Source organism: Micromonospora sp. WMMD714 (assembly GCF_029581315.1).
Lineage (GTDB): Bacteria > Actinomycetota > Actinomycetes > Mycobacteriales > Micromonosporaceae > Micromonospora > Micromonospora rifamycinica.
Genome location: NZ_CP120744.1, coordinates 2,008,716 through 2,033,861, shown reverse-complemented (window position 1 = coordinate 2,033,861; position 25,146 = coordinate 2,008,716). Strand labels below are relative to the sequence as shown.

Here is a 25,146-nt window from a genome sequence, read left to right as displayed (position 1 = left end):
GCTCCACCACCCAAACCCTACTCAAAACCCCAAACCCAGCCCCACCGTCCGGACCCGGGCGACGCTCCGGAGAACGACCTGCGATGCTGCGATCGGCTGATCGACACCGAACGGGGGAGGCACCGGTCATGGTCGGCGAGGTCCTCTGGTCGTTACGGTCGGCATGCCCGATCCCGCCCCGGCTCTCCCCATACGCCGACGGGGTGCAGGAGTGGCTGCTGGACCGGCTGCCCCGGTGGGGTTTCCCGCTGGACGCCGAGGCGATGAGCCGGCTCGACCGGGCCGGCTTCGCCCGGTACGCCGGCCGGCTGTACCCGGACGCGAGCGAACCGGACCTGCGTACCGTGACCGCACTGTTCACCTGGTTCTTCCTGGTGGACGACGCCTGCGACGGGCCGGACCGGCTGCCTGCGGAGCAGATCCGGGTGCTACGGGCGGGGGTGCTGACCCTGCTGCACGACGGTCCGCGACGACGGCACCCCGGCTTCGGCGGGCCGCTGCGGCGGCTCCTGGTGGAGGCGTGGCGGACGCCCCGACGACGGATGCCGGCCCGTTGGCGGCTGCGGTTCGCCGACGCGGTGGGCGACCATCTGGACGGCACCCGGCGGGAGGCCGTGGCGAAGGAGAGTGGCCGGGCACCCGGGGTGGGCGAGTACGTGAGCCTGCGCCGGGCCACCTCGGCGGCCTACGTGTCGTACCCGCTGATCGAGTTCGTCGGTGACCGGACGTTGCCGGACGCGGTCTACCACCATCCGCTGCTCCACGAGATCCGCGTCCTCGGCAACGACCTGCTCTCCTGGTACAACGACCTCGCCTCGATGGAGCGGGACCGGATCACCTCGGGCGGGCACAACCTGGTGCTGGCGCTGGCTACCGAGCGGAACGTGCCGGTGGACGCGGCGGTGGAGCTGGTCGGCGAGCGATGGCGGGACACCATGGTCCGGTTCCAGGCGCAGCGCGCGGCGGTCCCGTCGTTCGGTCCGGGGCTGGACGAGGCTGTCACCGCCCACCTCGACGGGGTGGCGAACGCCGTCCGCGGCACCATCGACTGGACCCTGGAAAGCGCCCGCTACCCCACCCACCCCCACCCCTGACCCCCCGACCCGGCCCGCCCCGGCCCGCCCCGGCCCGCCCCGGCCCGCCCCGGCCCGCCCCGGCCCGCCCCGGTGATCAAGAGGTTTGCGTCAACTTGAAGATCAAAGTTGACGCAAACCTCTTGATCACCTGACGCAAACCTCTTGATCACCGCGAGGAAGCGACGGCGCGAGGGAGCGAGCGAGGAAGGACGGGATGGGACGGAGGGAGGGTCAGGGGCGGAGGCCGAGGCGGAGCAGCAGGTCGAGCAGGGCGAAGACGAACAGGGCAATACCGACGAAACCGTTGGCGGTGAAGAAGGCCCGGTTGACCTTGCTGAGGTCGGTCGGGGTGACCACCACGTGCTGGTAGCCGAAGGCGACCGCGGTCAGCACCAGCCCGATCCACCAGGGCCAGCCGAAGCCGACCAGCGCACCGAACCAGATGAACAACGCGAACGTCACCACGTGCGCCACGGTGGAGGCGTGCAGCGCGAAGCTCCGGCCGTAGCGGGCGGGGACGCTGCGTACCCCGATCTGCCGGTCGACCTCGTCGTCCTGGCAGGCGTAGATCAGGTCGAAGCCGCCGATCCACAGGCCGACGGCCGCGCCGAGCAGCCAGGCTGGCCACGAGCCGGCGAAGGTGCCGGTGACGGCGAGCCAGGCGCCGACCGGGCCGACCGCCTGGGCGACCGCCAGGATGGCGTGCGGCCAGTCGGTGAACCGCTTGCCGTAGGGGTAGACCACCAGCGGGATCACCGCGAGCGGGGCGAGCACCAGGCAGAGCGGGTTGAGCAGGGCGGCGGCGGCGAGGAAGACCACCAGGGCGACGGCCGCGCCGGTCCAGGCCGTCCGCACGCTCACCGCCCCGGTGACCAGCTCCCGGCCGGCGGTACGCGGGTTCCGCGCGTCGATCCTGCGGTCGAGGATCCGGTTGGCGGCCATGGCGAACGTCCGTGCGCCGACCATCGCCACGGTGATCAGCAGCAGGTCGAGCCAGCGGATCCGACCACCGTTGACCTGCATCGCGGTCAGCGCCGACAGGTAGGCGAACGGTAGCGCGAAGACGGAGTGCTCGATCGCGACGAGCTTGAGGAACGACGTGACCCGGCCGGGGCGGGGGGCCGGCGCGACGGCGGTGGCCATCAGATGCCGTACTCCTTCCAGCGCTTGTCGACCAGGGCGGCGACCTCCGGCGACATGGTCATCTCCTCCGGCCAGCCCCGGGTGTAGCCCTCGGTGGGCAGCTTGCGGGTCGCGTCGACACCGACCTTGCCGCCCCAGAACTGCTGGTAGGACGAGTGGTCGAGGTGGTCGACAGGCCCCTCGGTGAGCAGCAGGTCGCGGGCGTAGTCGACGTTGCCGAAGGCCCGGAAGGCGACCTCGTGGTAGTCGTGCACGTCGCAGTCGGAGTCGACGATCACGATCAGCTTGGTCAGCGACATCAGGTGCGCGCCCCAGATCGCGTTCATCACCTTCTGCGCGTGCTTCGGGTAGCGCTTGCGGATCGACACGATGGCGCAGTTGTGGAACACCCCGGCGGCCGGCAGGTCGTAGTCGACGATGTCCGGGATCATCAGCTTGAGCAGTGGTTGGAAGATCCGCTCGGTGGCCTTGCCGAGGCCGTGGTCCTCCTGCGGCGGCTTGGACGTGACGATCGAGTGGTAGACCGGCTTGCGCTGCATGGTCATCGTCTCGACGTGCAGCACCGGGAACGGCTCGACCGGGGTGTAGAAGCCGGTGTGGTCGCCGAACGGCCCCTCGGGCAGCCGTTCGCCGGGCTCCAGGTAGCCCTCCAGCACGATCTGCGCGTGCGCCGGCACCTGCAACGGCACGGTCAGGCAGTCGACCATCTCGACCCGCTCGCCGCGCAGGAACCCGGCGAACAGGTATTCGTCGATGTCGCCGGGGAGCGGCGCGGAGGCGGCGTAGCTGACCACCGGGTCGCAGCCGATGGCGATGGCGACCGGGAGCCGCTGGCCGAGCCGTTCGGCGACCGCGTGGTGGGCGGTGGAGTCCTTGTGGATCTGCCAGTGCATGCCGAGCGTGTTGCGGGAGTGCTGCTGGAGCCGGTAGAGCCCGAGGTTGCGCTTGCCGGTCTCCGGGTGCTTGGTGTGGGTCAGCCCGTAGTTGTGGAAGATCCCGCCGTCGTCGGGCCAGACCTGGAGGCCGGGCAACCGGCCCAGGTCGACGTCGTCGCCGGAGTAGACCACCTCCTGGCAGGGCGCGGTCTTGACCTTGCGCGGCGGCACCGACTTGAGCTGCATGACCTTGCCGAGGCCCTCGCGGATGCCGGACCAGCCGACCGGCAGCTCCGGCTTGATCAGTGCGCCGATCCGGTCGCCGATCTCGTCGAGCGAGTCGACGCCGAGCGCCATCGCCATCCGCTTCTCGGTGCCGAACAGGTTGATCGCCACCGGCATCTCACCCCGGGTGGGCCGCTCGAACAGCAGCGCCGGCCCGCCGGCCCGGACCGTCCGGGTGACCACCTCGCTGATCTCCAGCGTGGGGTCCACCGGGACGGTCACCCGCCGCAGCTCGCCCGCCCGCTCCAGCGCCGCGAGAAAGTCCTTGAGATCGGTGTACGGGAAGCCACGAGCCGCCATACGGCCAGTCTCCCGCACCCCCACCGGCCCCGCCCACGCCGGGTACGCCCCAGCGGTGTGCGCCTCCCCACCCGAACCACCACACCTCCCCACCCGAACCAACGCCCGCCCCGCGCAGGCCCACCCCCGCCCCGCGCAGGCCGACGCCGCCCCCGCGCAGGCCGACGCCTCCCTCGCGCGAGCCCACGCCCGCCCCCGCGCAGGCCCACCCCCGCCCCCGCTCAGAGATCTTGGAAAGAAACGGCCCCCATAGGGGCCACTTCCTGCCAAGAACATCTCGGCGAGCGCCTCCCCCACCCGAACCGGCACGCCGCCCGCCCGAGCCAGCACGCCTCCCCCACCCGGACCGGCACGCCTCCCCACCCGAGCCGGCACGCCTTCACCCGAGCCGGCACGCCTCCCCGCGCGGGCCAGCACGCCTCCCCGCGCGGGCCAGCACGCCTTCCCGCGCGGGGAGGCGCGTCTCTCCGGCCGACGGTTGCTCGTTGCACGGGTGACGGTGGGCGGGTGCCAGCCGTCGACGTCGGGACGGGGGCGGGGATGGGCGACGGGCGGGTTCCGGCGGGGTTCACCGAGCAGCGGGCGCAGGTCGGTGACGTGGCGATCAACTACGTCCAGGGCGGCCGGGGGCCGACCCTGGTGCTGCTGCACGGCTATCCGCAGTGCTGGCGGATGTGGCGGGGGCTGCTGCCGGAGCTGGCCGCGACGTACCACGTGGTCGCCCCCGACCTGCGCGGTTTCGGCGGCAGCGACGCCCCACCCGACGGGTACGACAAGTTGACCGTCGCCGCCGACCTGCACGGGCTGTTGACCGGGCTGGGCCTGGCCGACGACATCCGGCTGGTCGGCCACGACGTGGGCACCATGGTCGCGTACGCCTACGCCGCCGCCCACCCGGACGCGGTGTCCCGACTGGTGCTGACCGAGGCGCCGATCCCGGACGAGAGCATCTACACGTTTCCCGCGTTGACCGAGGCCGGGCCGGCGGTGTGGAACTTCGGCTTCTTCAATCTCACCAACGGCCTGCCGGAGGAGCTGGTCGCCGGCCGGGAGGCGCGCTGGGTGGACCGCTTCACCGACTCGATCATGGTGCACAAGGGCAGCATCGGCCCGGCCGACATCGAGGAGTACGCGAGGCACCTGAGCGACCCGGCGCACCTGCGGGCCAGCTTCGGCTACTTCCGGGCCTTCGCGCAGGACGTCGCGGACAACACGGCGTACCGGAAGAACCCGCTGCCGATGCCGGTGCTGGCCGTCGGCGCGGCGGCCAGCCTCGGCGGCCAGGTCGCCGACCAGGTACGCCGCTACGCCCGCACGGTCGACGGCCGGGTGGTCGCCGACTGCGGCCACTGGCTGTTCGAGGAGCGCCCCGCCGAACTCACCGCTCTGCTGCTCCCCTTCCTGCACGACTGACAGCCCCGGTCCGGCGAGATCAGGCCGACCCGGATGTCGGTCTTCGGGGCTTCGTCTTCCTCGACGACCCGACCAGGCGTTGGTGGCGCGTACCGGCCCGGCGTCGTGCGGCGAAGGTGCCTCGCCGAAGGGTTATGCCGCGTCTGCCCGGCCTTCGGTGGTTCGGGCGGTGACGATACGGCGCAGCACGTCAAGGGCGTGTTCGGCTTCGTCGTGGCTCACCGGCTCGGTGCGCATGGCCACGTACCTGGTCAGAGCGTCGCGGATGATGTCGGAGCGACGGATTGCGGTCTGCTCGGCGAGGCGGTCAAGGTGCTTCACCAGCACCACCGGCAGCCGGGTGCTGACCAGCGCCATCGGTGCCTCGGGTGCGGTGCCGGAGGCTGGAGTCGCCGTCATGGACCTGATGACCGGCGCCAGGCTGTCGGTCTGCTGGAACCATGCCACGACCTCGTCTTTGGTCATCCGCTCAAAGTCCGGCTCGGTCATAGGACTCGCCTCCTCCATTCGTCGAGGTCTGCGCCGCGCAGTGCCCGAGCTCCGATGATCTTGTATGTGCTCGTCGCACCGATGCGGTCACACAGTGCGGCGATCACTCGACCACTGTCGGCCATCCCCATGATGATGAGCAGCAGATCCCCGAGAACGCGCTCGTGGCGTAGGCCCGACGGGGCGTACAGCGCCTGGGTCGCCTCGTCGACGCCGACGCCGTTGCGGCTGGCGTTGTCCAGGCCCTCGTCGGTCCAGACGTACTCGCGATCCGACACCCCCAAAGCGTAACACGTTGTAATACGCCCGCTGTGGAGCTGCGATCAGAGGGCCGGCCCCCAGGCGTACGCGGTCAGGGGCGGGTCGAGCGGGGCGCGGGTGAGCCGGTTGGCGAGGGTCGAGATGGTGTACGTCCCGACCCCGAGCACCACGTCCAGGGCGTGCCGGGGCCGGTAGCCGGCGTCGAGGAAGGCGGTCAGCTCGCCGTCCGGCACGTCACCGGCGTGGTCGAGGACGGCGACGGTGAACCGGCGCAGCGCCGCCAGCCGGGGTTCGGGCAGCTCGGTGCCGTCGCGCAGCGCGGCGATCAGGTCAGCGGCGGTGCCCAGCCGGGTCAGGGTGGCGGTGTGCATCGCCACGCAGAGGTGGCACCGGTTGCGGGCGGCGACGGTCAACACCACCACCTCCCGCTCGACCGGTGCGAGGTCGGTGGCCTCGAAGGTCGCGGTGGCGGTCAGGAACCCCCTGAGCAGTTCGGGGGACTCGGCCATCAGACCGACCGCGCCGGGCAGGTGGCCGAGCTTCCGCCGTACGCCGGCCATGGTCGGCCGGGCGGCGTCGGGCGCGGTGTCGAGGGTGTGGACGGTGAAGGTCGGTCGGGACATGGCGGTACCCCTCACGTACGATAGTCAACGTGGTTGTCGAAACAGTAAACCAGGTTGTCGAACATGTCGACGGGTGACCCCGAGCGCCCCGGTTTCGTGCTGCCGCTGCTGCTGCTCGCCGGTTTTCGCAGCCTCGTCGACGACCTGCACGCCGAGCTGGCCCGGCAGGGGCACCCCGAGTTGCGGCCGGCACACGGCTTCGTGCTCCAGGCCGTCGGCGCACAGGGCACCACCGCGTCCGACCTGGGCCACCGCCTCGGCGTTTCGAAGCAGGCCGCCGGAAAGACCGTCGACCGGCTGGTCGCCCTCGGCTACCTGGAACGCGCCGACGACCCGGCCGACGCCCGCCGCAAGCTGATCCGGATGACCGAAAAGGGCGTCGACGGACTACGCCGCTCGGCGACGGTCTTCGACGCGCTCCGGGAACGCTGGGTGGCCCGGCTCGGCGCGGAGCGGGTGGCCGCCCTGGAGGACGACCTCCGCACGGTCACCCCGCCGGACACCTTCCGCCTCGACGTCCCCGGCTGGTTCGGCACCTGACCGCCCGACCCGCGCGAGCTGCGTGGGGGTGCCCGTCGGGTGACTGGCCCGGAACGGAGCGGTAGTCTCTTGAACCGGAACTCCGTATCCCGGCTCGGGGAGTACGTCGCAGGAAGAGCCGGGGATCCCGCTCCTACGCGGGCAGGAGAGGGCGACAGCCGTTGAATGCTGCCCATCTCCAAGGAGAACACCCCATGCAACTCGGCCTCGGTCTGCCGATCGGCACCCCACGCGTGCTCACCGACTGGGCGCGACGTGCGGAGTCATCCGGATTCGACACCCTCGCCCTACTCGACCGGCTCGCCTACCACAACCCCGAACCGCTCGTGGCACTGTCCGTGCTGGCCGGCGCTACGTCCCGGATCCGGTTGCAGACCGAGGTGCTGCTCGGCCCGTTGCGCGCCACCGCCCTGCTGGCCAAGCAGGTCGCCACCCTCGACGTCATGTCCGGCGGTCGATTCACGCTCGGCATCGGCATCGGCGGTCGCGAGGACGACCACGCCGCTGCCGGCACCCCCGTCACCGCCCGGGGCAGGCACCTGGAGACCCAGCTCACCGAACTGCGCCGGATCTGGCACGGCAAGCCCTACCAGAACACGACCATCGGCCCACGACCCGGCATCCCTGGCGGGCCACCCATCCTCATCGGTGCGTTCGCGCCCGTCGCACTACGGCGGGTTGCCCGTCATGGTGACGGTTTCCTGTGCGCGGCACCCCTCGCCTGGGCCGACCGGCTGGTCCGCACCGTTCAGGACGAATGGACCGCCGTCGGGCGCAGCGGTCGTCCTCGGCTCGTCTGTCAGGTGAACGTCGCCCTCGGCTCGGCCGCCGCACCGGCTCGCGCAGCCATCGCCGCCTACTACGGCCGCGACGACTGGGGCGTTCCCATCGCCGATCCGAAGGAACTCCTCGACACCGTCGCCGCCTACCGCGCCTTCGGCGCCGACGAACTCGTCCTGTACTGCTACGCCGACGATCCCGCCCAGGTGGACGCCCTCGCCCGGGCCCTCGATCTCACCTGAGCGAGGCACCGCGGCAGGTCGATCGTCAAGCGGCCGACGACCCGGGGTCCACGTCAGCGCTCGACGTCGTAGAGCACCCCGGGATCGACCAACACGACGTCCGGTCGGGCGGACGCGACCTGGACGAGTTCTTCGGTGAAGCCCTCGGCGCTCACCAGGAGCAGGCGCGTACCGTCGGCGTCGACTCCGGACCTGCCCCGGAGGAGGTCCCGCAGGCGCGTCAGCCGTCCGAGGTCCGGAAGAGCCAGCCGACGCCCCCACTTCACCTCACCGATCGCCAGCAACGGGCGCGGGCCGTCCCCCATCGGCGGCTCACCGAGCGCCACCAGGTCGATGTCGTGGCTGGTCCGGCTCGCCGAGTCGGTGAGGGTGGCCGCGCCGACCTCAGCCACCGCACCCCCCAGCAGATCCGGATCGGCGAAGCGCACCGCCCACTGCCGGACGATCTCCTCGAACCTCGGCCCCAGGATGGCGCTCGCATACCGGCGCTGCGATCGTCGCCAGACCTCCAGACCACGCCGTTGCTCCAACGCTGTCCAGGCAGGCCGCATCACCGCCTGGTAGAAGGAGATCAACGGCTCGGTGATCCGATAGTTGCTGCGGCCGGTACGCAGGAGGTCGGGCTCCCGGACCAACAATCCGGCGTCCTCCAGGACGGAGAGCGGGTGTTGCAGGTCGGTGGCCTTGCGCCCGATGTAGCCCGCGATCCCACCCCGGCTGGCGTTCCCCTCCGCCACGGCGGCGAGCACGGAGTGGTACAGCGCTGCGTCCCGCAGATCGGGGTCCTCCGCGAGCAGATACCGGGCCTCCCGGAACAATGGTCGCGCCGGATTCAGCACGGCGCGGACCACCCACGGGTCGAAGTCCGCCGGACCGGAGGGTGCGTCGTCCTGCACGTACTCGCGTCGGTAGGCGGGCGTCCCGCCGACGATGGCGAAGACCCGCACCGCCAACAGCGGATCGTCGAGCCCCCAGAAGGCGGCCGCCGCCCGGTAGTCCAGGGGCCGGACCGGCAACTCCAGCCCGGCCCGGCCGCGCAGCGGTGCCGAGCCGGCGAGCAGGCCGCCCATGAAGGACAGGGCAGAGCCACACAGCAACAGGCGGGCGCGGGATCCGGTGCGCTCCGGCCGTCCCGGAGTCAGTGCGTGTTGGATGATCGACGGCAGATCCCGTGCCGCCCGTACCAGGTAGGGAAACTCGTCGATCACCACCGGCACCGGCCGGTCGCTGCCGAGGGCGAGCAGCGCGTCCACAGCCGCCGCCCAGTCCGGAAGCCGCACCGGGCCGGGAGCACCCACGAACGCGCCGAGCGCCTCCCCGAGCCGCCGGAGCGACTCGGTCGACGTCGCCTCCGTGGCACCGAAGTAGAAGCCGCCGCTGCTCCGGGCGAGTTCGTAGAGCAGCAACGTCTTGCCCTGCCGGCGACGTCCGCTCACCACGCCGAGCGTCGCACCTGGGCGCTCGTCCGCCGCGAAGCGGGCAAGCTCCGCCCACTCGATCTCCCGGTCGAAGATCCCCGCAGGCTTCGCAAGCTCATGCATCACGGCCTCCGCAGCTCGTATAACTACACTTCTTAGAAGTGTAGTTATACGTTTTGCAGACGGTGCGCGGTCGACACACCGGGTTCCTCCGGCCGAGGATGGACGCATGGACGACGCGTACACGGTGGGCGATCCGGACGGCCTCTCCCCGCTGCTGCGGGAGATCCGCGACGCGGTGGCCCGGGAGCTGCACGCCCAGTTCGCCCTGCGCGCCGATCACCTCGACCTGGCCGACCTGCCGGAGGTCGCCTACCAGGTGACCCTGGGCGTCGACCGGGTGCTCACCGGCCGGCTCACTCCACCCCGGCGTACGAGTGCAGGCCGGTGAAGAAGAAGTTCACCCCGAACAGGTTCATCAGCACGGTCAGGAAGCCGAGCACCGCGATCCAGGTCGCCACGTTGCGCTTGACGCTGGGCGTGGCGCGGGCGTGCAGGTAACCGGCGTAGACCACCCAGGAGATGAACGCCCAGGTCTCCTTCGGATCCCAGCCCCAGGCCCGACCCCAGGCCGCTTCGGCCCAGATCGCGCCCGCGATCACCGCGAACGTGAAGACCGGGAACGAGAAGGCGTGCAGCGCGAAGGTCAGCCGCTCCAGGTCGGCCGCCCCGGGCAGCCGCCGGGCCAGCGTGTACGGGAAGCTGCGCCGCCCCTGCTCGTAGCCGTTGCGCAGCAGGAACGACACCGCCGGCACCACGCCCAGCAGGAAGATGCCGGAGGAGAAGACGATCGTCGACACGTGGATGATGAACCAGTACGACTGGAGCGCCGGCATCAGCGGCACCACCGGGACGTAGAGCTTCAGCTCGGCGAAGGCCAGCAGCAGCACCATGACCAGGGTGAGGAACAGCCCGAGCCGGCGCAGCGACGGCCGCTTCCCGAGCACCACGAGCCAGGCGGCGGTCCCGATCCAGGTGACCGTCAACACGAACTCGTACATGTTGCCCCAGGGCATCCGGTCGGCCGCGATCCCCCGGGTGACCAGCGCGCCGAGGTGCAGCGCGGCGGCGAGGACGGTCAGCCCGGCGGCGATCCGGCCGGCCAGCCGGGCCTGTCCCGCCGAACGGCTCGGCCGGGTCGACGGCGGCGCGGCGGTGTCACCGGGTGCCGGGCCGTCGACCTTGTCGACAGCCGGCCCACCGACGCCCGCGCCGACCAGCTCCCGGGCCGGGGCGACCCGGGCCGACACCGCACGGACGTTGCCCAGGGCGTACTCGACGGCGTGGCTGATCATCGCGACCAGGTACACCAGGATCGCGAACGTCACCAACTGGTCGGAGACTGCGGACATCACTCGACTCCCTCTCGCGCCGGCCGGTCGGGCCGCCCGTCGTCGCGTACCGCCGCGACGAGGGACGCGAACTCGTCGGCGAACCCTGGATGCTCGGTGCGCGGCAGCCCACCGGCCGCCACCAAACTACTACCGCTCGTCGGAGATCCACTGTCGGGGGGCGTCACCCGGAACCAGACCCGCCGCCGCCGGCCGAACAGCGACCCCATCAGCCCGACCAGCAGCACCACGCAGGCCCCCAGCATCAACTTCTCGCCCGGGTCGTGCCGGACGGAGAGGGTGACGTACCGCTTGGTGCCCAGGAACTCCAGCCTGCTGCCGTCGTCCAGGGTCCACGTCTCGCCCGGGGCCAGCTTCTTGTCGCCCACCTGCCTGAGCTTGCCGTTGGTCACCTGGCGCTGGTCGAGCTGGTAGACCGAGCCGGGGATGCCGGCGTCCAGCCCCAGGTTGCCCCGGTAGGCGGCCAGCACCACGGCCGGGTTGCGCTCCTCGGGGAACCGCGACGACGCGAACGGCGCGGTGTCCGGTGCGGTCGGCAGGTAGAGCCCCTCGAAGGCGACCTGCTGGTTGGCGTCCCGCCGGCCGGTCGCCGGGTCGACGTTGGCGTCCGGGAAGGCGGCCACCCCCTCGCTGGTGAGGTTGGCGTCGCCGCTGGTCAGGAACGGCACCGTGCTGGTCTGGCTGCGGCCGTACCGGTCGGTGTACCGCAGGATCGGGGCGTAGCCGTGGCCCAGCAGGTAGACGTTGGCCGAGCCGAGCCGCAGCGGCGAGTTGACCGAGAAGTCGGCGGTCCGCCGGTCCGAGCCGTCCGGACGGTCGACGGTCACCGTCGCGCGGTAGCTCTCCGGCTGCCCGGACGGCAGGAACCGGGCGTCGAACCTGTCCAGGGTGAGGCAGAACGACGGCAGGTCGGCGCTGTCCACGCGGGGGCCGAGCTTCGCCTCGGCGTACTGCTGGCGGGTGTTGCAGAAGGCGTTGTCCGCGCCCGTGACGAGCAGGCGGTTGCCGTGCCAGCCGTACCACGAGCCGAGCGCGACCCCGAGCAGCACGGCCACCAGCGAGGTGTGGAACAGCAGGTTGCCGGTCTCCTTGAGGTAGCCCTTCTCGGCGGAGACCTCGTTGCCGCGCACCTCGACCCGCCACCGGCGGCGACGCAGCACGGCGGCGATGGCCTGCGGGTCGGCGGCGCCCGGCGCCTCCAGCACGGTGTGCTGCGGCAGCCGGTCCATCCGCTTCGGCGCGGCCGGCGGCCGGGACCGCAACGCGCGCAGGTGATCGCGCATCCGGGGCAGGATGCAGCCCACCAGCGAGGTGAACAGCAGCAGGTAGATGGCGGAGAACCAGACCGAGCCGAACACCTCGAACGCGCCGATCCGGTCGAGCTGCGGGGCCAGCTCCGGGTGCTCGACGAAGTACCGGTTGACGTTCTCCAGGTTGACCCCGCGCTGCGGCAGCACCGAGCCGGGGATGGCCGCGACCGCGAGCAGGAACAGCAGGATCAACGCGGTACGCATGCTGGTCAGCTGCCGCCACGAGTTGCGCAGCAGGGCGAGCAGCGGGTTCGGCCGGCGGGGGGCCTCAGCGGGTGGGCTGGCCGGCCGGTCGTCCACGGTCGTCATCAGATGCTCACCTCGCCGGGGCCGACGGTCGTCTGCAACCAGATCACGAAGTTCTGCCAACCGCCGGTGACCAGCGCCAGGCCGATCAGGATCAGCAGCACCCCGCCGATCCGGGTCACCCAGCGGCTGTTGCGGCGGACCGCGCGGAACACCCCGAGCAGCCGGTGGAAACCCAGCCCGAAGACCACGAACGGCAACCCCAACCCGAGGCAGTACGCCACCGCCAGCACCACGGCCCGGTCGGTCTGCCCGCCGGTGGCGGCCATCCCGAGCACCGCGCCCAGCGTCGGGCCGGTGCACGGCATCCAGCTCAGCGCGAACACCGCGCCGAGCACCGGCGCACCGAGCAGGCCGGCGGCGGGCAGCCGCCGGATCCGCAGCTCCCGCTGCATCCCCGGGAGCACGCCCAGGTAGCTCAGCCCGAGCAGCACGATCAGCGCGCCGATGACGACCTGGAAGGTGCGCTCGTAGTCGAAGAAGATCCGGCCGAACCCGGCGAAGAGGATCGCGGTGGCGGTGAAGACGACGGTGAAGCCGGCGATGAACAGCAGCGTCCCGGCCAGCACCCGGCCCTTGACCGCCGCGACCGGCCGGGCCGCCGCCCGGGTCGCCACCGCCACCCCGCCGCCGGATGCCGACCCGCCGTCGCCGGATGCCGGGTCACCGCCGCCCGGGGCGGGGTCCGCGCCGGTCGGGGCGGTCGCCCGGGCGCGGCCCTCCAGGTCGGTGCCGGCCAGGCCGGTCACGTACGACAGGTAGCCGGGCATCAGCGGCAGCACGCACGGGGAGAGGAAGCTGACCAGCCCGGCGAGCGCCGCCGCACCGATGGCCAGCAGCAGCGGGCCGGACTGGGCGAGTTCGCGGAACGTCTCGCCCATCAGCGGGAACCGGTCGACGCCGGCTCTTCGGCGGCGATCCGCTCGACGATCGGCCGCAGCCCGTCGGTGGTGACGGCGGCCCGGATCACGGTGGCGACCCGGCCCTGCCGGTCCAGCACGACGGTGGCCGGGATGGTGTTCGGCGGGATGTCCAGCGCCAGCGCCAGCCGGCTGGCCGGGTCGAACAGGCTCGGGTAGGTGACCCGGCCCTCCTCGAAGGCGACCGCCTTGTCCCGGCTGTCCTGCACGTTGATGCCGAGGAAGGTCACCCCGGAGCCCTTGGTGGACTGGTAGGTGGCCTCCAGGTCGTCGGCCTCGGCCCGGCAGGGCGCGCACCAGGAACCCCAGAAGTTGAGCACCACCACCTGGCCCCGGGCCTGGGTGGTGTCGTACCGGCCGCCGGTGAGCAGGTCACCGGCGATCGTCGGGGCGGCGGAGCGTTGGTCGGGGGCGCAGTGGACGATGCCGCCGTCGTTGGCGCACCGGCTCTCGTCCGTGCCGGAGGAGCAGCCGACCAGCGCCGCCCCGGCGGTGACGGCGGCGAGCAGGACGGCCAGCGGCCTCCGGAAACGCATCTCAGGCCCCCTTGGCCGTCCGGGCTGTCGACGACATGGCGATCAGGTGGGCGGCCGGCTCGGAGTAGCCGATCCCGACCACCTTCGCCCCGTCGAAGTGGAACGAGGTGAGGCTGGCCAGCCCGCACTCCCGGCGACGCGGATCGTGCCAGAGCCGCTTGCGCTCGACGTAGCGGCGCAGCGTCCAGATCGGGAGCTGGTGGGAGACGATGACCGCCTCGCGCCCCTCGGCCGCGACCCGGGCGGCGTGCAGCCCGGCGAACATCCGCTCGGCGATGGCCCGGTAGGCCTCGCCCCAGCTCGGGGTCACCGGGTCGCGCAGCACCCACCAGTTACGCGGGTCGCGGAACGAACCGTCGCCGGGCGAGACCTTCTTGCCCTCGAACCAGTTGGCGCTCTCGATCAGCCGCTCGTCCACCCCGACCGGCAGCCCGAACTGGGCGGCGATCGGCTCGGCGGTCTGCTGGGCGCGCTCCAGCGGGCTGGCCACCACGTGCACGACCTCCCGCTCGGCGACCGCCTGGGCGGCGGCCTTGGCCATCTGCACGCCCAGCTCGGAGAGCCGGAAGCCGGGCAGCCGGCCGTAGAGGATCCGGTCCGGGTTGTACACCTCGCCGTGCCGCAGCACGTGGACGACGGTCTTGCTCATTGCATCCCCCTCGTTCGCGACTGCGGGGCTCGCAAACCCGGCTCACTCCTCGCGCTCACTGGCGTCTACCCCCCGTGGCCTGCCGCTGCCGCTGCCGTCGCCGCGTCCGGCAGTGCGGCGGCGATGTGCTCCAGGGCGGCGTCGTCGAGCGCCGCCGACACGAACCACGCCTCGAACGCGCTCGGCGGCAGGTAGACACCGGCGGCGAGCATCGCGTGGAAGAACGCCTTGAACGCGGGCACCTGCTGGGTGCGGGCGCTGTCGTAGTCGACCACGTCGGCGTCGGTGAAGAAGATCGAGAACATGCTGCCCGCGTACGACAGGCGGTGCGGAACCCCGGCGGCGGCCAGCGCGTCGGCGGCCAGCCGGCCCACGACGGCGGCCGTGTCGTCGAGCCGGCGGTAGAGCGCGTCGTCGGCGAGCCGCAGGGTGGCCAGGCCGGCGGCACAGGCCAGCGGGTTACCCGAGAGGGTGCCGGCCTGGTAGACCGGGCCGGCCGGGGCGAGCCGGGACATGATCTCCGCGCGCCCGCCGAACGCCGCCGCGGGCAGCCCGCCCCCCATCACCTTGCCGTACGTCCACAGGTCGGCGTCGGACGGGTCGATGCCGTGCCAGCCGGAGCGGGAGACCCGGAACCCGGTCATCACCTCGTCGACGATGAGCAGCGCGCCGTGGGTGTGGGCGAGCGCGGCGAGCCGGGAGTTGAAGCCGTCGCGCGGGGCGACCACGCCCATGTTGCCGGCGGCGGCCTCGGTGATGACCGCCGCGATGTCCGGCCCCTGCGCGGCGAACGCCGCCTCGACCGCGGTGAGGTCGTTGTACGGCAGCACGATGGTGTCGCCGGCCGCCGCGCCGGTGACCCCGGGCGAGTCGGGCAGGCCGAGGGTGGCGACGCCGGAGCCGGCGGCGGCGAGCAGCCCGTCGGAGTGGCCGTGGTAGCAGCCGGCGAACTTGATGATCTTGGAGCGGCCGGTGAAGCCCCGGGCCAGCCGGATCGCCGACATGGTCGCCTCGGTGCCCGAGTTGACCAACCGGACCTGCTCCACCGGGGTCCGGTCGACGATCTCGGCGGCCAGCTCCACCTCACCCGGGGTGGGGGTGCCGAAGCTGGTGCCCAGGGTGGCCGCCTCCCGGACCGCCTCGACCACCTCGGGGTGGGCGTGGCCCAGGATCAGCGGCCCCCACGAGCAGACCAGGTCGACGTAGCGCCGCCCGTCGGCGTCGTACAGCCAGGGCCCCTCCCCCCGGACCATGAAGCGCGGGGTGCCGCCGACGGCACGGAACGCGCGCACGGGTGAGTTCACCCCGCCGGGCACGATGGCCAGGGCGCGGTCGAACAGGGCCTCGGAGGCCGGTGCGTCGGCCGGGTAGCGACCGGTGCCGGCGGAAAAGGTATTGGTCACGATGCGGCCATTGTGTCAGCGCCGGACGGGGAATCGGCAGGCACCCCGGGACGGGGTTACCCGGCTCACCCGCCGGGCGGGCGCGGGCCGCCGGTGGCCGGCAGCCGTCACCCGCACGGTGGACCGCCTCACCGGGCCGGGACGCCGAGATCGCGATAGGCTGGCCGGGTGGATCGTGCCGAACTGTCCATCACGGTACACCGGACGGGCGACGAAGTGGTGCTGCGCCTGGCCGGTGAGATCGACATGCTCACCGCAGCCCAGCTGTCGACCGTCGTGAACGAGGTGCTCGCCGATCCTCCACCGCGCATCGTGCTCGACCTGGCCGGGGTGACCTTCTGCGACTCGCAGGGCCTGGGCACCCTGGTGGTGCTCAGTCGCAAGGCCAGTCACTCCCAGTGTCTGCTGATCCTGAGCAACGTGGGCGACTTCCTGCTCCGCGTCCTCGACATCACCGGCCTCCGCTCCGCCCTGATGATCCGCAACGAGACCACCACCTGAGCTGATCCGCGCCCGACCGGGTGCCGGGCCGCCGGGGGTCTCGGCGGCCGGCACCCGTCCCGTCAGGTGGTGGGCACGTCGCGGCGGCGGAAGGCGGCGAGCCCGGTCGCCGCGAACAGCCCGGCGAGCCCGGTCATCGTCAGCAACGGGGTGGCGCTCCAACCGGCCCGCAGCACCTGTGGGGTGTGCGTGAACGGCGAGAGGTCCAGCAGCCACTGGCTCAGCTCCAGCACCGCACCGAGCTGGCCGAGCAGCACACAGACCGCGAGCACCGCCCAGGCCGTCGGGGAGAGGCGGGGCAGCAGCCCGTACAGCAGCACCGCCAGCCCGGTCAGCAGCCAGGCCGCCGGCACCTGCGCCAGGCCGGCACCGAGCAGCCGGGGCAGTTGGCCCGCGACGTCGTCGACGCTCGACCCGTAGGCCAGCCCGGCCGCCAGCCCGGTCACCGCCAGCACCGCCACCGGCCCCAGCAGGGCGAACACCAGATGCGAGGCGAGCCAGGCCGGTCGGCGTACCCCGGTGGCCAGCAGCGGCTCGACCCGCCCGGCGGCCTCCTCCGACCGCATCCGCAACGCCGCCTGGATGCCGTAGCCGGCGGCGGCCAGCCCGGCGATCCCCAACGACGCCCCCAGGTAGGCCTCGGCCAGCCCCGACGCCCCGCCCAACCGGGCCATCACCTGCTCCAGCGCGGCATTGCCGGCGACCGACCGACCGGCCGCCTCGGCCGCCCCACCGACGGTCACCCCGAGCAGGCCGAAGCCCACCGACCAGCCCAGCAGCAGCCCGCGGTGCAGCCGCCAGGCCAACCCGAACGGCCCGGACAGCGCCCGCCCCGCCCGACCCGGACCACGCCGGGACGGCAGCACGCCGGCACCGATGTCCCGCCGCACCGAGACCGGGTACGCCACCGCGGCGAGCAGCACGGTCAGCGCGACCGGCAGCGCCAGCACCCACCAGCGTTCCCCCTCGTAGGCGCGGATGCGCGGCGCCCAGCCCAGCGGGGACAGCCAGCTCGGCCACTCGTCGCGGGCGGTGTCGCCGACCAGCCGCAGCGCGAACGCCACCCCGAGCACCCCGACGGCGGTCCCCCGGGCACCACCGGCGGTCTCGGTGAGCTGGGCGGCCAACCCGCCCACCGTGGCGAAGACCACCCCCACCAGCGCCGCCGACAGCCCGTACGCCAGGGAACCGGCCGCCGGCAGCCCGGTGGCGGCCAACCCGCCGGCGGTGAGCAGGCCGAGCAGCAGGCTGGCCGCGTACGTCGCCAGCAGCGCGGCGGTGAGACCGGCGTACCGGCCGAGGACGGTCGCGCCGAGCAGTTCCCGCCGGCCGGCCTCCTCCTCGGTGCGGGTGTGCCGGATGACGGTGAGCAGGGCGGCCAGCCCGACGATCACCTGGAGGAAGCCGCCGCGCTGGGCGGTCAGCGCGCCGGTGCTGTCGCCGTAGACCGGGCCGAGCAGGGCCACCACCGACGGGCTGCGGGCGGTGCCGGTGGCGTACGCGGCCCGCTCGGCGGCGGTCGGGAAGAGGGTGGCGAAGCTGGCCGCGTACGACGCCGGCAGCACGGCCAGCAGCAGCACCCAGAGCGGAAGGACGACCCGGTCCCGGCGCAGGATCAGCCGGACCAGGTGCCCGGTGCCGGTGAGGGCGCTCACCGGCGTACCCCGGTCGACCGGTCCCCACCCGGAGCGGCGCTGCCCGACGCGGCGCTGCCCGACGCGGCGCTGCCCGACGCGGCGGGGGCGGTGGACGGGTCGGCGGCGGGTGTCTCGTAGTGGCGCAGGAACAGCTCCTCCAGCGTCGGCGGCTGGCTGACCAGGCTGCGGACGCCGATCTCGGTGAGCCGGCGCAGCGCGGCGTCCAGCGCGACGGTGTCGACGGCGAAGCGGACCCGGTCCCCGTCGACCCGCAGGTCGTGCACGCCGGGCAGGGTGGCCAGACCGTCGATCGGGCCGGCCAGCTCGGCGTCGATCGCGGTGCGGTGCAGGTGGCGCAGCTCGGTCAGGGTGCCGGTCTCGACGTGACGGCCGTTGCGGATGATCGTCACCCGGTCGCAGAGCGCCTCCACCTCGGCGAGGATGTGGCTGGACAGCAGCACCGTGCGGCCGTCGCGGCGGGCCCGGTCGATCCAGTGCTGGAACACCTCCTCCATCAGCGGGTCCAGCCCGGAGGTGGGCTCGTCGAGGAGGAGCAGTTCGACGTCGGAGGCGAGCGCGGCGACCAGGCCGACCTTCTGCCGGTTGCCCTTGGAGTAGGTGCGCCCCTTCTTGCGGGGGTCCAGCTCGAACGATTCCAGCAGCTCGGCGCGGCGTCTCGGGTCGAGCCCGCCGCGCATCCGCCCGAGCAGGTCGATCACCTCACCACCGGAGAGCTGCGGCCAGAGGGTGACGTCGCCCGGCACGTACGCCAGGCGGCGGTGCAGCGCGACGGCGTCGCGCCACGGGTCGCCGTCGAGCAGTCGGACGGCCCCCGCGTCCGCCCGCAGCAGCCCGAGCAGCACCCGGATGGCGGTCGACTTGCCGGCGCCGTTCGGGCCGAGGAAGCCGTGCACCTCGCCGGCCCGGACGTTCAGGTCGAGCCCGTCGAGGGCCCGGGTGCGGCCGAAGGTCTTCACCAGGCCGGTCACCGCTATCGGGTTTTCCATAATTCAGAAGCTACGCTTGTTTCACAATGTTGTGAAGCGTGTGTGCGGTGCGGCACCATCGCCTGCACCACCGACACCCGAGGAGCACCGAGCCGATGTCTGACGACCGCCACCCCGGCCGACACGAGGAGGTCCACCTCTTCGTGGAACGGATGGCGATGGCCTGGGCCGACGTCGGCTTCCCCCGGATGGCGGGGCGGGTCCTGTTCACCGTGATGAGCGCCGACGGCCCGCTGACCGCCGCCCAGATCGGCGAGCGGCTGGGCGTCAGCGCGGCGGCCGTCTCCGGCGCGGTCCGCCACCTGACCCAGTTCGGCATGCTGGTGCGCGAACCGGTCCCCCGCTCCCGGCGGGACCACTACCGGATGCCGGACGACCCCTGGTACGAGGGGACCATCACCAAGACCGGCCTCTACAAGAACTTCATCGACATCGCCGACGCGGGCGCCGACGCGCTGGGCGGCACGGCCACCCCGGGCGGCGCACGGGTGGGCGAGATGCGGGACTTCTTCGTCTTCGTCCAGGAGGAGCTTGACTCGCTCGGCGAGCGCTGGCGGGCCCGCCGCGCCGCCAACGACCACACCGCCAACGGCCACGCCACCGACAGCCCCGTCGATCCGCCCGCCGCCTGAACGCCACCGGCTCGGGCGGTGTCCACGACGGTCCGCCCCGCGCGAACGGTGTCCCGACGGTTCCGGCCACGGGCGGGTGTCCCGGCGGGCCGCCCGGCCGGGGTCAGGCGGTGTGGCCCCAGCGGGCCTGTTCCAGGACGTCCAGGGCGCGCTGCCGGGCCTGCGGATCGTCCTCGGCGCGCAGCAGGGTGGTCGCCTCGTCCACCGCGTCGGTGAGCACCCGCCACTGGGCGTCGCGCTCCCGCACCACGTCCGACTGCGCCGCCAACTGCCGGGTCTTCACCCACAGCTCCACGAACACCGACACCTTCGCCCGCAGCACCCACGGGTCGAACGGCTTGGTCAGGTAGTCCACCGCCCCCACCGCGTAACCGCGCAGCGCCAGCTGGGCGTCCTTGTCGGCGGCGGTGAGGAAGATGATCGGCACGTGCCGGGTCCGCTCCCGGCGCTTGATGTGACTGGCCGTCTCGAAGCCGTCCATGTCCGGCATCTGGGCGTCGAGCAGGATGACCGCGAAGTCGTCCACCAGCAGTTGCTTCAGCGCCGCCTCACCGCTCTCCACGGCCACCGACTGCACCGGGAGCCCCTGGAGGATCGCCTCCAGCGCCATCAGGTTCTCCCGACGGTCGTCGACCAGCAGCGCCTTGGCCGTCTGCGTCACGAATTCTCCCTGTCTCGGCGGCCGCTGATCCAGGACGCCATCCGCTCGATCAGCCCGTCCAGGTCCACCGGCTTGGTGATGTAGTCGCTACCCCCGGCCGCCAGCGCCGACTCCCGGTCACCCGGCATCGCCTTGGCGGTGAGGAAGACGATCGGCAGGTCGGCGAAGCGGTGGTTCCGGCGGATCTGCCGGGTCGTCTCGTACCCGTCCTGGTCGGGCATCATGGCGTCCATCAGCACGATGTCCACCTCCGGATGCTCCGCCAGCACACGGACGCCGTCCGCGCCGTTGTCCGAGTACAGCACGGTCATCCCGTGCAGCTCCAACGCGCTGGTCAACGCGAACACGTTGCGTACGTCGTCGTCGACGATCAGTACGGTGGCGCCGTCCAACTGCCGGGTGGCCGGGGCCTCCGGCGTGGCCAGCAGCTCCATCGGCGGCATCAGCAGCGACGACGGCAGGCCCGCCCGCTCCGGCGACGGCGACTGCGGGGCCACCACCGCGTCCGGCGCCAGCACGTCCGGTACGAACAGGGTGAACGTCGAGCCCTGCCCCGGCGCGGAGGTCACGGTGATCGTGCCGCCGATCAGCCGCGCCAGGTCCCGGCTGATCGACAGGCCCAGCCCGGTGCCGCCGTACCGCCGGCTGGTGGTGCCGTCGGCCTGCTGGAACGCCTCGAAGATGATGCTCAGCTTGTCGTCCGAGATGCCGATGCCGGTGTCGATCACGGTGAAGGCGATCACCTGCCGGGCGTTGGTCAGCGCCGGCACGTCGAAGACCGCGTTCTCCGCCGCCGGGCCGATCCGCAGGGTGACCGCGCCGTTGTCGGTGAACTTCACCGCGTTGGAGAGCATGTTGCGCAGGATCTGCTGCAACCGCTGGGCGTCGGTCACCAGCGCCGGGGGCAGCTCCTTGGCCACCCGTACCTGGAAGTCGAGGTTCTTGTCCTCCGCCTGCGGGGCGAACGCCTGCTCCACGTAGTTGCGGATCTCGGCGAACCGGATCTCCGTCGGCTCGACGTCCATCCGACCGGCCTCGATCTTGGACAGGTCCAGGATGTCGTCGATCAGGCGCAGCAGGTCCGAACCGGAGCCGTGGATCGTCCTGGCGAACTCGATCTGCTTCGGGGTGAGGTTGCGCTCCGAGTTCTCCACCAGCAGCCGGGCCAGCAGCAACAGCGAGTTCAACGGGGTACGCAGCTCGTGGCTCATGTTGGCCAGGAACTCCGACTTGTACGCCGACGCCCGGGTGAGCTGCTGGGCCTTCTCCTCCAGGCCGAGCCGGGCCAACTCGATCTCCCGGTTCTTGGTCTCGATGTTGCCCTTCTGCTCGCTCAGCAGCTTGGCCTTGTCCTCCAGCTCGGCGTTGGTGCGCTGCAACTCCGCCGACTGGTCCTGCAACTCCAGCGCCAGCCGCTGCGACTGGGCCAGCAGCTCCTCCGTACGCCGGTTGGCCTGGATGGTGTTGACCGCGACGCCGATGGTGAGCACCAGCCGCTCCAGGAACGCCAGGTGCAGCTCCGAGAAGCGGGCCACGCTGGCGAACTCGATCACCCCGAGCAGCTCCCCCTCGAACAGGATCGGCAGCACCACCAGGTCGGACGGGAGCGTCTCGGCCAGCCCCGACCGCAGGGTGATCCGCCCGTCGGGCAGCGCGTTGAGCCGGATCGTCCGGCGGGAGAGGGCGGCCTGACCCACCAGCCCCTCACCCGGCCCGAAGGTGACCTCGTGCCCCCGGGCGACGTAGCCGTACGAGGCGGTCAGCCGCAGCCGCATCACCCCGTCGGAGGTGTCCGCCAGGAAGAACGCGCCGAGCTGCGCGTCGACCAGCGGGGTCACCTCCATCATGATCATGCGGCAGACCTCGCCCAGGTCCCGCTGGCCCTGGAGCAGGCCGCCGATCCGGGCCAGGTTGGAGTCCAGCCAGCCCTGCTCGGCGTTCTTCTTGGTCGTCTCCCGCAGGGTGACGATCATCTGGTTGATGTTGTCCTTCAGCTCGGCGACCTCGCCCTGCGCCTTGACCGCGATCCGCTGGGTCAGGTCGCCCCGGGTCACCGAGGTGGAGACCTGGGAGATCGCCCGGAGCTGGGTGGTCAGCGTCGAGGCGAGCTGGTTGACGTTCTCGGTGAGATCCCGCCAGGTGCCGGAGACCCCCTTCACCTGCGCCTGACCGCCGAGCTTGCCCTCGATGCCGACCTCACGCGCCACCCGGGTCACCTCGTCGGCGAACGACGACAGCTGGTCCACCATCGTGTTCACGGTGTTCTTCAGCTCCAGGATCTCGCCCTGCGCGTCGACCGTGATCTTCTGCCCGAGGTCGCCCTTGGCCACCGCCGTGGTCACCGAGGCGATGTTGCGGACCTGACTGGTCAGGTTCGACGCCATCGAGTTCACGTTGTCGGTCAGGTCCCGCCAGGTGCCACTGACGCCCTTGACCTGTGCCTGACCGCCGAGCTTGCCCTCGGTGCCCACCTCGCGGGCCACCCGGGTCACCTCGTCGGCGAACGACGAGAGCTGATCCACCATCGTGTTGACCGTGTTCTTCAGCTCCAGGATCTCGCCCTGCGCGTCCACCGTGATCTTCTGCGACAGGTCACCCCGCGCGACCGCCGTGGAGACCTGCGCGATGTTGCGGACCTGGCTGGTCAGGTTGGACGCCATCGAGTTCACGTTGTCGGTGAGGTCCCGCCAGGTGCCGGCGACGCCACGGACCTGGGCCTGGCCGCCCAGCTTGCCCTCGGTGCCCACCTCACGGGCCACCCGGGTCACCTCGTCGGCGAACGACGAGAGCTGATCCACCATCGTGTTGACGGTGGACTTCAGCTCCAGGATCTCGCCCCTGGCGTCCACCGTGATCTTCTGCCCGAGGTCGCCCTTGGCCACCGCCGTGGTCACCGAGGCGATGTTGCGGACCTGACTGGTCAGGTTCGACGCCATCGAGTTCACGTTGTCGGTGAGATCCCGCCAGGTGCCACTGACGCCCTTGACCTGGGCCTGACCGCCGAGCTTGCCCTCGGTGCCGACCTCACGCGCCACCCGGGTCACCTCGTCGGCGAACGACGACAGCTGGTCCACCATCGTGTTCACGGTGTTCTTCAGCTCCAGGATCTCGCCCTGCGCGTCCACCGTGATCTTCTGCGACAGGTCACCCTTCGCCACCGCCGTGGAGACCTGCGAGATGTTACGGACCTGACTGGTCAGGTTACCGGCGAGCTGGTTGACGTTCTCGGTCAGGTCCCGCCAGGTGCCGGAGACCCCGCGCACCTGCGCCTGCCCACCCAGCTTGCCCTCGATGCCCACCTCACGCGCCACCCGGGTCACCTCGTCGGCGAACGACGAGAGCTGATCCACCATCGTGTTCACGGTGTCCTTCAGCTCCAGGATCTCGCCCTGGGCCGCCACGGTGATCTTCTGGCTCAGGTCGCCCCGGGCCACCGCCGTGGAGACCTGCGCGATGTTGCGCACCTGACTGGTCAGGTTCGACGCCATCGAGTTGACGCTGTCGGTGAGGTCCTTCCAGGTGCCCGCCACGTTCGGCACCTGGGCCTGCCCGCCGAGCTTGCCCTCGGTGCCCACCTCCCGGGCCACCCGGGTCACCTGCTCGGCGAAGAGCCGCAGCGTGTCGGTGAGCGAGTTCATCGTGTCGGTCAGCTCGGCGACCTCGCCACGCGCCCCCACCGTGATCTTCTGCGACAGGTCGCCCCGGGCCACCGCCGTCGCCACCTGGGAGATCGACCGCACCTGGCCGGTCAGGTTCGACGCCATGGTGTTCACCGAGTCGGTGAGGTCCTTCCAGGTGCCGGCGACACCCCGGACGTCCGCCTGACCGCCCAGCTTGCCCTCGGTGCCCACCTCCCGGGCCACCCGGGTCACCTCGTTGGAGAACGACGAGAGCTGGTCGACCATCGTGTTGACCGTCCGGCCGATCCGCAGGTACTCACCGCGCAGCGGGCGGTCGTCGATCTCCAGCGCCATGTGCTGGGAGAGGTCGCCGTCCGCCACCGCCATGATCACCCGGGCGATTTCGGTGGTCGGTCGGCCCAGGTCGTCGATGAGCGAGTTGACCGCCCGCTGCCCCTCCGCCCAGGAGCCGTCCAGGCCCTCCTCGTCGAGGCGCTCGGTCAGCCGACCGTCCCGACCCACCACCCGGCTGATCCGGCGCAGGTCCAGGTGCTGCCGCTCCTGGAGCGACACCACCTCGTTGAAGGCGTCCGCCACCTCGCCGGACGCGCCCGCGCGCCGGGGCAGCCGCACCTTGAAGTCGCCCCGACCGACCCGCCGTAGTGCCTCCGACAGCTCGCCGAGGAGCGCGTCATGCTCGGAAGCGGACACGTCCGCTGTCACCGACTGTTTCGCGGTCATCATTCCTCGCTCAACTCGGAGGTCACCCGGCGTGCCGACACGCCAGCCTCCCCTCATTGTGCCCGCGCCGCCACCGGGGCCGTGGCTGCGACGTGCCCGACGAGGACCCGGCGGATCCCCGGCCCCACCGCCAGACCCGCCGGCACCGGCGGCACCCGGCCTCGCCGGCACTGCCGCCCCGGCGGCACCCCACCTCGCCGGCACTGCCGCCCCGGCGGCTACCCCGGCCCACCGGGCCGGGCCACCTCGCCGGCACCCCGTCTCCCGCGTGACCAGGGTGTGTCGTCGGCCCGCCGACGGGTACGGCAGGTGTGACGGTGCGTGGTGCGGCTTGGCACCCGGCCGACGGCGGTAGAGGATACGGGG

23 protein-coding genes are annotated in these 25,146 nt (G+C 72.0%); 7 read left to right on the top strand and 16 right to left on the bottom strand.

All coding sequences use genetic code 11. From position 1 onward, the window contains the following. The first annotated feature begins 128 nt into the window (after positions 1 to 128). Positions 129 to 1,094, top strand: a complete 966-nt coding sequence (locus O7625_RS09165; protein WP_282345421.1) for a terpene synthase — start codon at positions 129 to 131, stop codon at positions 1,092 to 1,094. A gap of 213 nt (positions 1,095 to 1,307) precedes the next feature. Here the strand turns inward: O7625_RS09165 and mqnP are convergent, their stop codons facing one another. Together mqnP and O7625_RS09155 are read right to left on the bottom strand one after the other, a co-directional pair. Beyond that, positions 1,308 to 2,219, bottom strand: a complete 912-nt coding sequence (gene mqnP / locus O7625_RS09160) for a menaquinone biosynthesis prenyltransferase MqnP (RefSeq protein ID WP_282345420.1) — start codon at positions 2,217 to 2,219, stop codon at positions 1,308 to 1,310. After that, a complete protein-coding gene (locus O7625_RS09155) occupies positions 2,219 to 3,679 on the bottom strand; it encodes a menaquinone biosynthesis decarboxylase (RefSeq protein ID WP_282345419.1) in 1,461 nt (486 codons plus the stop codon). The genes mqnP and O7625_RS09155 overlap by 1 nt, the downstream gene beginning before the upstream one ends. A 507-nt stretch (positions 3,680 to 4,186) precedes the next feature. On the opposite strand from O7625_RS09155, the gene O7625_RS09150 reads away from it, so the two are divergent. Further along, positions 4,187 to 5,092 carry an alpha/beta hydrolase gene (locus tag O7625_RS09150; protein WP_282345418.1) on the top strand — a complete coding sequence of 302 codons (906 nt, stop codon included), beginning with the start codon at positions 4,187 to 4,189 and terminating at the stop codon, positions 5,090 to 5,092. Positions 5,093 to 5,224: 132 nt separating this feature from the next. Here O7625_RS09150 and O7625_RS09145 read toward each other — a convergent pair whose 3' ends face one another. Genes O7625_RS09145 through O7625_RS09135 form a run of 3 tightly spaced genes read right to left on the bottom strand, consistent with a single transcriptional unit; the run spans position 5,225 to position 6,465 of the window. Further along, positions 5,225 to 5,581, bottom strand: coding sequence for a ribbon-helix-helix protein, CopG family (locus O7625_RS09145; RefSeq protein ID WP_157517590.1), 357 nt, complete (start codon positions 5,579 to 5,581; stop codon positions 5,225 to 5,227). After that, entirely contained in the window at positions 5,578 to 5,859 is a 282-nt protein-coding gene (locus O7625_RS09140; RefSeq protein ID WP_282345417.1) for a hypothetical protein, read from the bottom strand. The genes O7625_RS09145 and O7625_RS09140 overlap by 4 nt, the downstream gene beginning before the upstream one ends. 45 nt (positions 5,860 to 5,904) lie before the next feature. Next, positions 5,905 to 6,465 (bottom strand): carboxymuconolactone decarboxylase family protein, encoded by a 561-nt coding sequence (locus O7625_RS09135; protein ID WP_282345416.1) that lies wholly within the window; start codon positions 6,463 to 6,465, stop codon positions 5,905 to 5,907. 63 nt (positions 6,466 to 6,528) lie between these two features. Between O7625_RS09135 and O7625_RS09130 the strand changes: the two genes are divergently transcribed. Both O7625_RS09130 and O7625_RS09125 read left to right on the top strand, forming a co-directional pair. Further along, the gene (locus tag O7625_RS09130) at positions 6,529 to 7,005 is read left to right on the top strand and encodes a MarR family winged helix-turn-helix transcriptional regulator (protein ID WP_067312268.1); all 477 of its coding nucleotides are present in this window, start codon (positions 6,529 to 6,531) and stop codon (positions 7,003 to 7,005) included. A gap of 194 nt (positions 7,006 to 7,199) precedes the next feature. Further along, positions 7,200 to 8,027: an LLM class flavin-dependent oxidoreductase gene (locus tag O7625_RS09125; RefSeq protein WP_089004088.1), complete on the top strand. Its 828-nt coding sequence runs from the start codon at positions 7,200 to 7,202 to the stop codon at positions 8,025 to 8,027. Between the two features lie 53 nt (positions 8,028 to 8,080). Here the strand turns inward: O7625_RS09125 and O7625_RS09120 are convergent, their stop codons facing one another. After that, on the bottom strand, positions 8,081 to 9,568 hold the full coding sequence (locus O7625_RS09120) for an ATP-binding protein (RefSeq protein WP_282345415.1): 1,488 nt from the start codon (positions 9,566 to 9,568) through the stop codon (positions 8,081 to 8,083). 106 nt (positions 9,569 to 9,674) lie between these two features. On the opposite strand from O7625_RS09120, the gene O7625_RS09115 reads away from it, so the two are divergent. Further along, on the top strand, positions 9,675 to 9,896 hold the full coding sequence (locus O7625_RS09115; RefSeq protein WP_282345414.1) for a hypothetical protein: 222 nt from the start codon (positions 9,675 to 9,677) through the stop codon (positions 9,894 to 9,896). Here the strand turns inward: O7625_RS09115 and ccsB are convergent. The 6 genes from ccsB to hemL form a co-directional block, all read right to left on the bottom strand. Beyond that, the gene (ccsB, locus tag O7625_RS09110) at positions 9,862 to 10,857 is read right to left on the bottom strand and encodes a c-type cytochrome biogenesis protein CcsB (RefSeq protein WP_282345413.1); all 996 of its coding nucleotides are present in this window, start codon (positions 10,855 to 10,857) and stop codon (positions 9,862 to 9,864) included. The two genes, O7625_RS09115 and ccsB, sit on opposite strands and share 35 nt — an antisense overlap. Continuing rightward, positions 10,857 to 12,476, bottom strand: coding sequence for a cytochrome c biogenesis protein ResB (locus O7625_RS09105; RefSeq protein WP_282345412.1), 1,620 nt, complete (start codon positions 12,474 to 12,476; stop codon positions 10,857 to 10,859). Before O7625_RS09105 ends, ccsB begins: the two co-directional genes overlap by 1 nt. After that, the gene (locus O7625_RS09100; protein ID WP_282345411.1) at positions 12,476 to 13,354 is read right to left on the bottom strand and encodes a cytochrome c biogenesis protein CcdA; all 879 of its coding nucleotides are present in this window, start codon (positions 13,352 to 13,354) and stop codon (positions 12,476 to 12,478) included. Before O7625_RS09100 ends, O7625_RS09105 begins: the two co-directional genes overlap by 1 nt. After that, entirely contained in the window at positions 13,354 to 13,929 is a 576-nt protein-coding gene (locus O7625_RS09095) for a TlpA disulfide reductase family protein (RefSeq protein WP_282345410.1), read from the bottom strand. The genes O7625_RS09100 and O7625_RS09095 overlap by 1 nt, the downstream gene beginning before the upstream one ends. A 1-nt stretch (position 13,930) precedes the next feature. Continuing rightward, a complete protein-coding gene (locus O7625_RS09090) occupies positions 13,931 to 14,578 on the bottom strand; it encodes a histidine phosphatase family protein (RefSeq protein ID WP_067312243.1) in 648 nt (215 codons plus the stop codon). Positions 14,579 to 14,643: 65 nt separating this feature from the next. After that, entirely contained in the window at positions 14,644 to 15,981 is a 1,338-nt protein-coding gene (gene hemL / locus O7625_RS09085) for a glutamate-1-semialdehyde 2,1-aminomutase (protein WP_067314884.1), read from the bottom strand. A gap of 168 nt (positions 15,982 to 16,149) precedes the next feature. Here hemL and O7625_RS09080 point away from each other — a divergent pair, with 168 nt between their 5' ends. Continuing rightward, entirely contained in the window at positions 16,150 to 16,482 is a 333-nt protein-coding gene (locus tag O7625_RS09080) for an STAS domain-containing protein (protein WP_282345409.1), read from the top strand. A gap of 62 nt (positions 16,483 to 16,544) precedes the next feature. On the opposite strand, the gene O7625_RS09075 is transcribed toward O7625_RS09080, so the two are convergent. Continuing rightward, positions 16,545 to 18,137, bottom strand: a complete 1,593-nt coding sequence (locus tag O7625_RS09075) for an ABC transporter permease (RefSeq protein ID WP_282345408.1) — start codon at positions 18,135 to 18,137, stop codon at positions 16,545 to 16,547. Beyond that, the gene (locus tag O7625_RS09070; protein ID WP_282345407.1) at positions 18,134 to 19,126 is read right to left on the bottom strand and encodes an ABC transporter ATP-binding protein; all 993 of its coding nucleotides are present in this window, start codon (positions 19,124 to 19,126) and stop codon (positions 18,134 to 18,136) included. Before O7625_RS09070 ends, O7625_RS09075 begins: the two co-directional genes overlap by 4 nt. 95 nt (positions 19,127 to 19,221) lie before the next feature. Between O7625_RS09070 and O7625_RS09065 the strand changes: the two genes are divergently transcribed. Next, positions 19,222 to 19,758, top strand: coding sequence for a MarR family transcriptional regulator (locus O7625_RS09065; protein WP_282345406.1), 537 nt, complete (start codon positions 19,222 to 19,224; stop codon positions 19,756 to 19,758). Between the two features lie 103 nt (positions 19,759 to 19,861). Here O7625_RS09065 and O7625_RS09060 read toward each other — a convergent pair whose 3' ends face one another. Together O7625_RS09060 and O7625_RS09055 are read right to left on the bottom strand one after the other, a co-directional pair. Next, positions 19,862 to 20,419 (bottom strand): response regulator, encoded by a 558-nt coding sequence (locus O7625_RS09060; protein WP_067314896.1) that lies wholly within the window; start codon positions 20,417 to 20,419, stop codon positions 19,862 to 19,864. Then, positions 20,416 to 24,783, bottom strand: a complete 4,368-nt coding sequence (locus O7625_RS09055) for a HAMP domain-containing protein (RefSeq protein WP_282345405.1) — start codon at positions 24,781 to 24,783, stop codon at positions 20,416 to 20,418. Before O7625_RS09055 ends, O7625_RS09060 begins: the two co-directional genes overlap by 4 nt. Positions 24,784 to 25,146: the final 363 nt, after the last annotated feature.

What these genes read in the sequence shown, in the direction of transcription:
- O7625_RS09155 (WP_282345419.1), bottom strand. Translation starts at nt 3,679, where the DNA reads ATGGCGGCTCGTGGCTTCCCGTACACCGATCTCAAGGACTTTCTCGCG.
- O7625_RS09125 (WP_089004088.1), top strand. Translation starts at nt 7,200, where the DNA reads ATGCAACTCGGCCTCGGTCTGCCGATCGGCACCCCACGCGTGCTCACC.
- O7625_RS09165 (WP_282345421.1), top strand. Translation starts at nt 129, where the DNA reads ATGGTCGGCGAGGTCCTCTGGTCGTTACGGTCGGCATGCCCGATCCCG.
- O7625_RS09090 (WP_067312243.1), bottom strand. Translation starts at nt 14,578, where the DNA reads ATGAGCAAGACCGTCGTCCACGTGCTGCGGCACGGCGAGGTGTACAAC.
- ccsB (WP_282345413.1), bottom strand. Translation starts at nt 10,857, where the DNA reads ATGTCCGCAGTCTCCGACCAGTTGGTGACGTTCGCGATCCTGGTGTAC.
- O7625_RS09065 (WP_282345406.1), top strand. Translation starts at nt 19,222, where the DNA reads ATGTCTGACGACCGCCACCCCGGCCGACACGAGGAGGTCCACCTCTTC.
- mqnP (WP_282345420.1), bottom strand. Translation starts at nt 2,219, where the DNA reads ATGGCCACCGCCGTCGCGCCGGCCCCCCGCCCCGGCCGGGTCACGTCG.
- O7625_RS09070 (WP_282345407.1), bottom strand. Translation starts at nt 19,126, where the DNA reads ATGGAAAACCCGATAGCGGTGACCGGCCTGGTGAAGACCTTCGGCCGC.
- O7625_RS09130 (WP_067312268.1), top strand. Translation starts at nt 6,529, where the DNA reads ATGTCGACGGGTGACCCCGAGCGCCCCGGTTTCGTGCTGCCGCTGCTG.
- O7625_RS09120 (WP_282345415.1), bottom strand. Translation starts at nt 9,568, where the DNA reads ATGCATGAGCTTGCGAAGCCTGCGGGGATCTTCGACCGGGAGATCGAG.
- O7625_RS09055 (WP_282345405.1), bottom strand. Translation starts at nt 24,783, where the DNA reads ATGATGACCGCGAAACAGTCGGTGACAGCGGACGTGTCCGCTTCCGAG.
- O7625_RS09100 (WP_282345411.1), bottom strand. Translation starts at nt 13,354, where the DNA reads ATGGGCGAGACGTTCCGCGAACTCGCCCAGTCCGGCCCGCTGCTGCTG.
- O7625_RS09095 (WP_282345410.1), bottom strand. Translation starts at nt 13,929, where the DNA reads ATGCGTTTCCGGAGGCCGCTGGCCGTCCTGCTCGCCGCCGTCACCGCC.
- O7625_RS09115 (WP_282345414.1), top strand. Translation starts at nt 9,675, where the DNA reads ATGGACGACGCGTACACGGTGGGCGATCCGGACGGCCTCTCCCCGCTG.
- O7625_RS09135 (WP_282345416.1), bottom strand. Translation starts at nt 6,465, where the DNA reads ATGTCCCGACCGACCTTCACCGTCCACACCCTCGACACCGCGCCCGAC.
- O7625_RS09105 (WP_282345412.1), bottom strand. Translation starts at nt 12,476, where the DNA reads ATGACGACCGTGGACGACCGGCCGGCCAGCCCACCCGCTGAGGCCCCC.
- O7625_RS09145 (WP_157517590.1), bottom strand. Translation starts at nt 5,581, where the DNA reads ATGACCGAGCCGGACTTTGAGCGGATGACCAAAGACGAGGTCGTGGCA.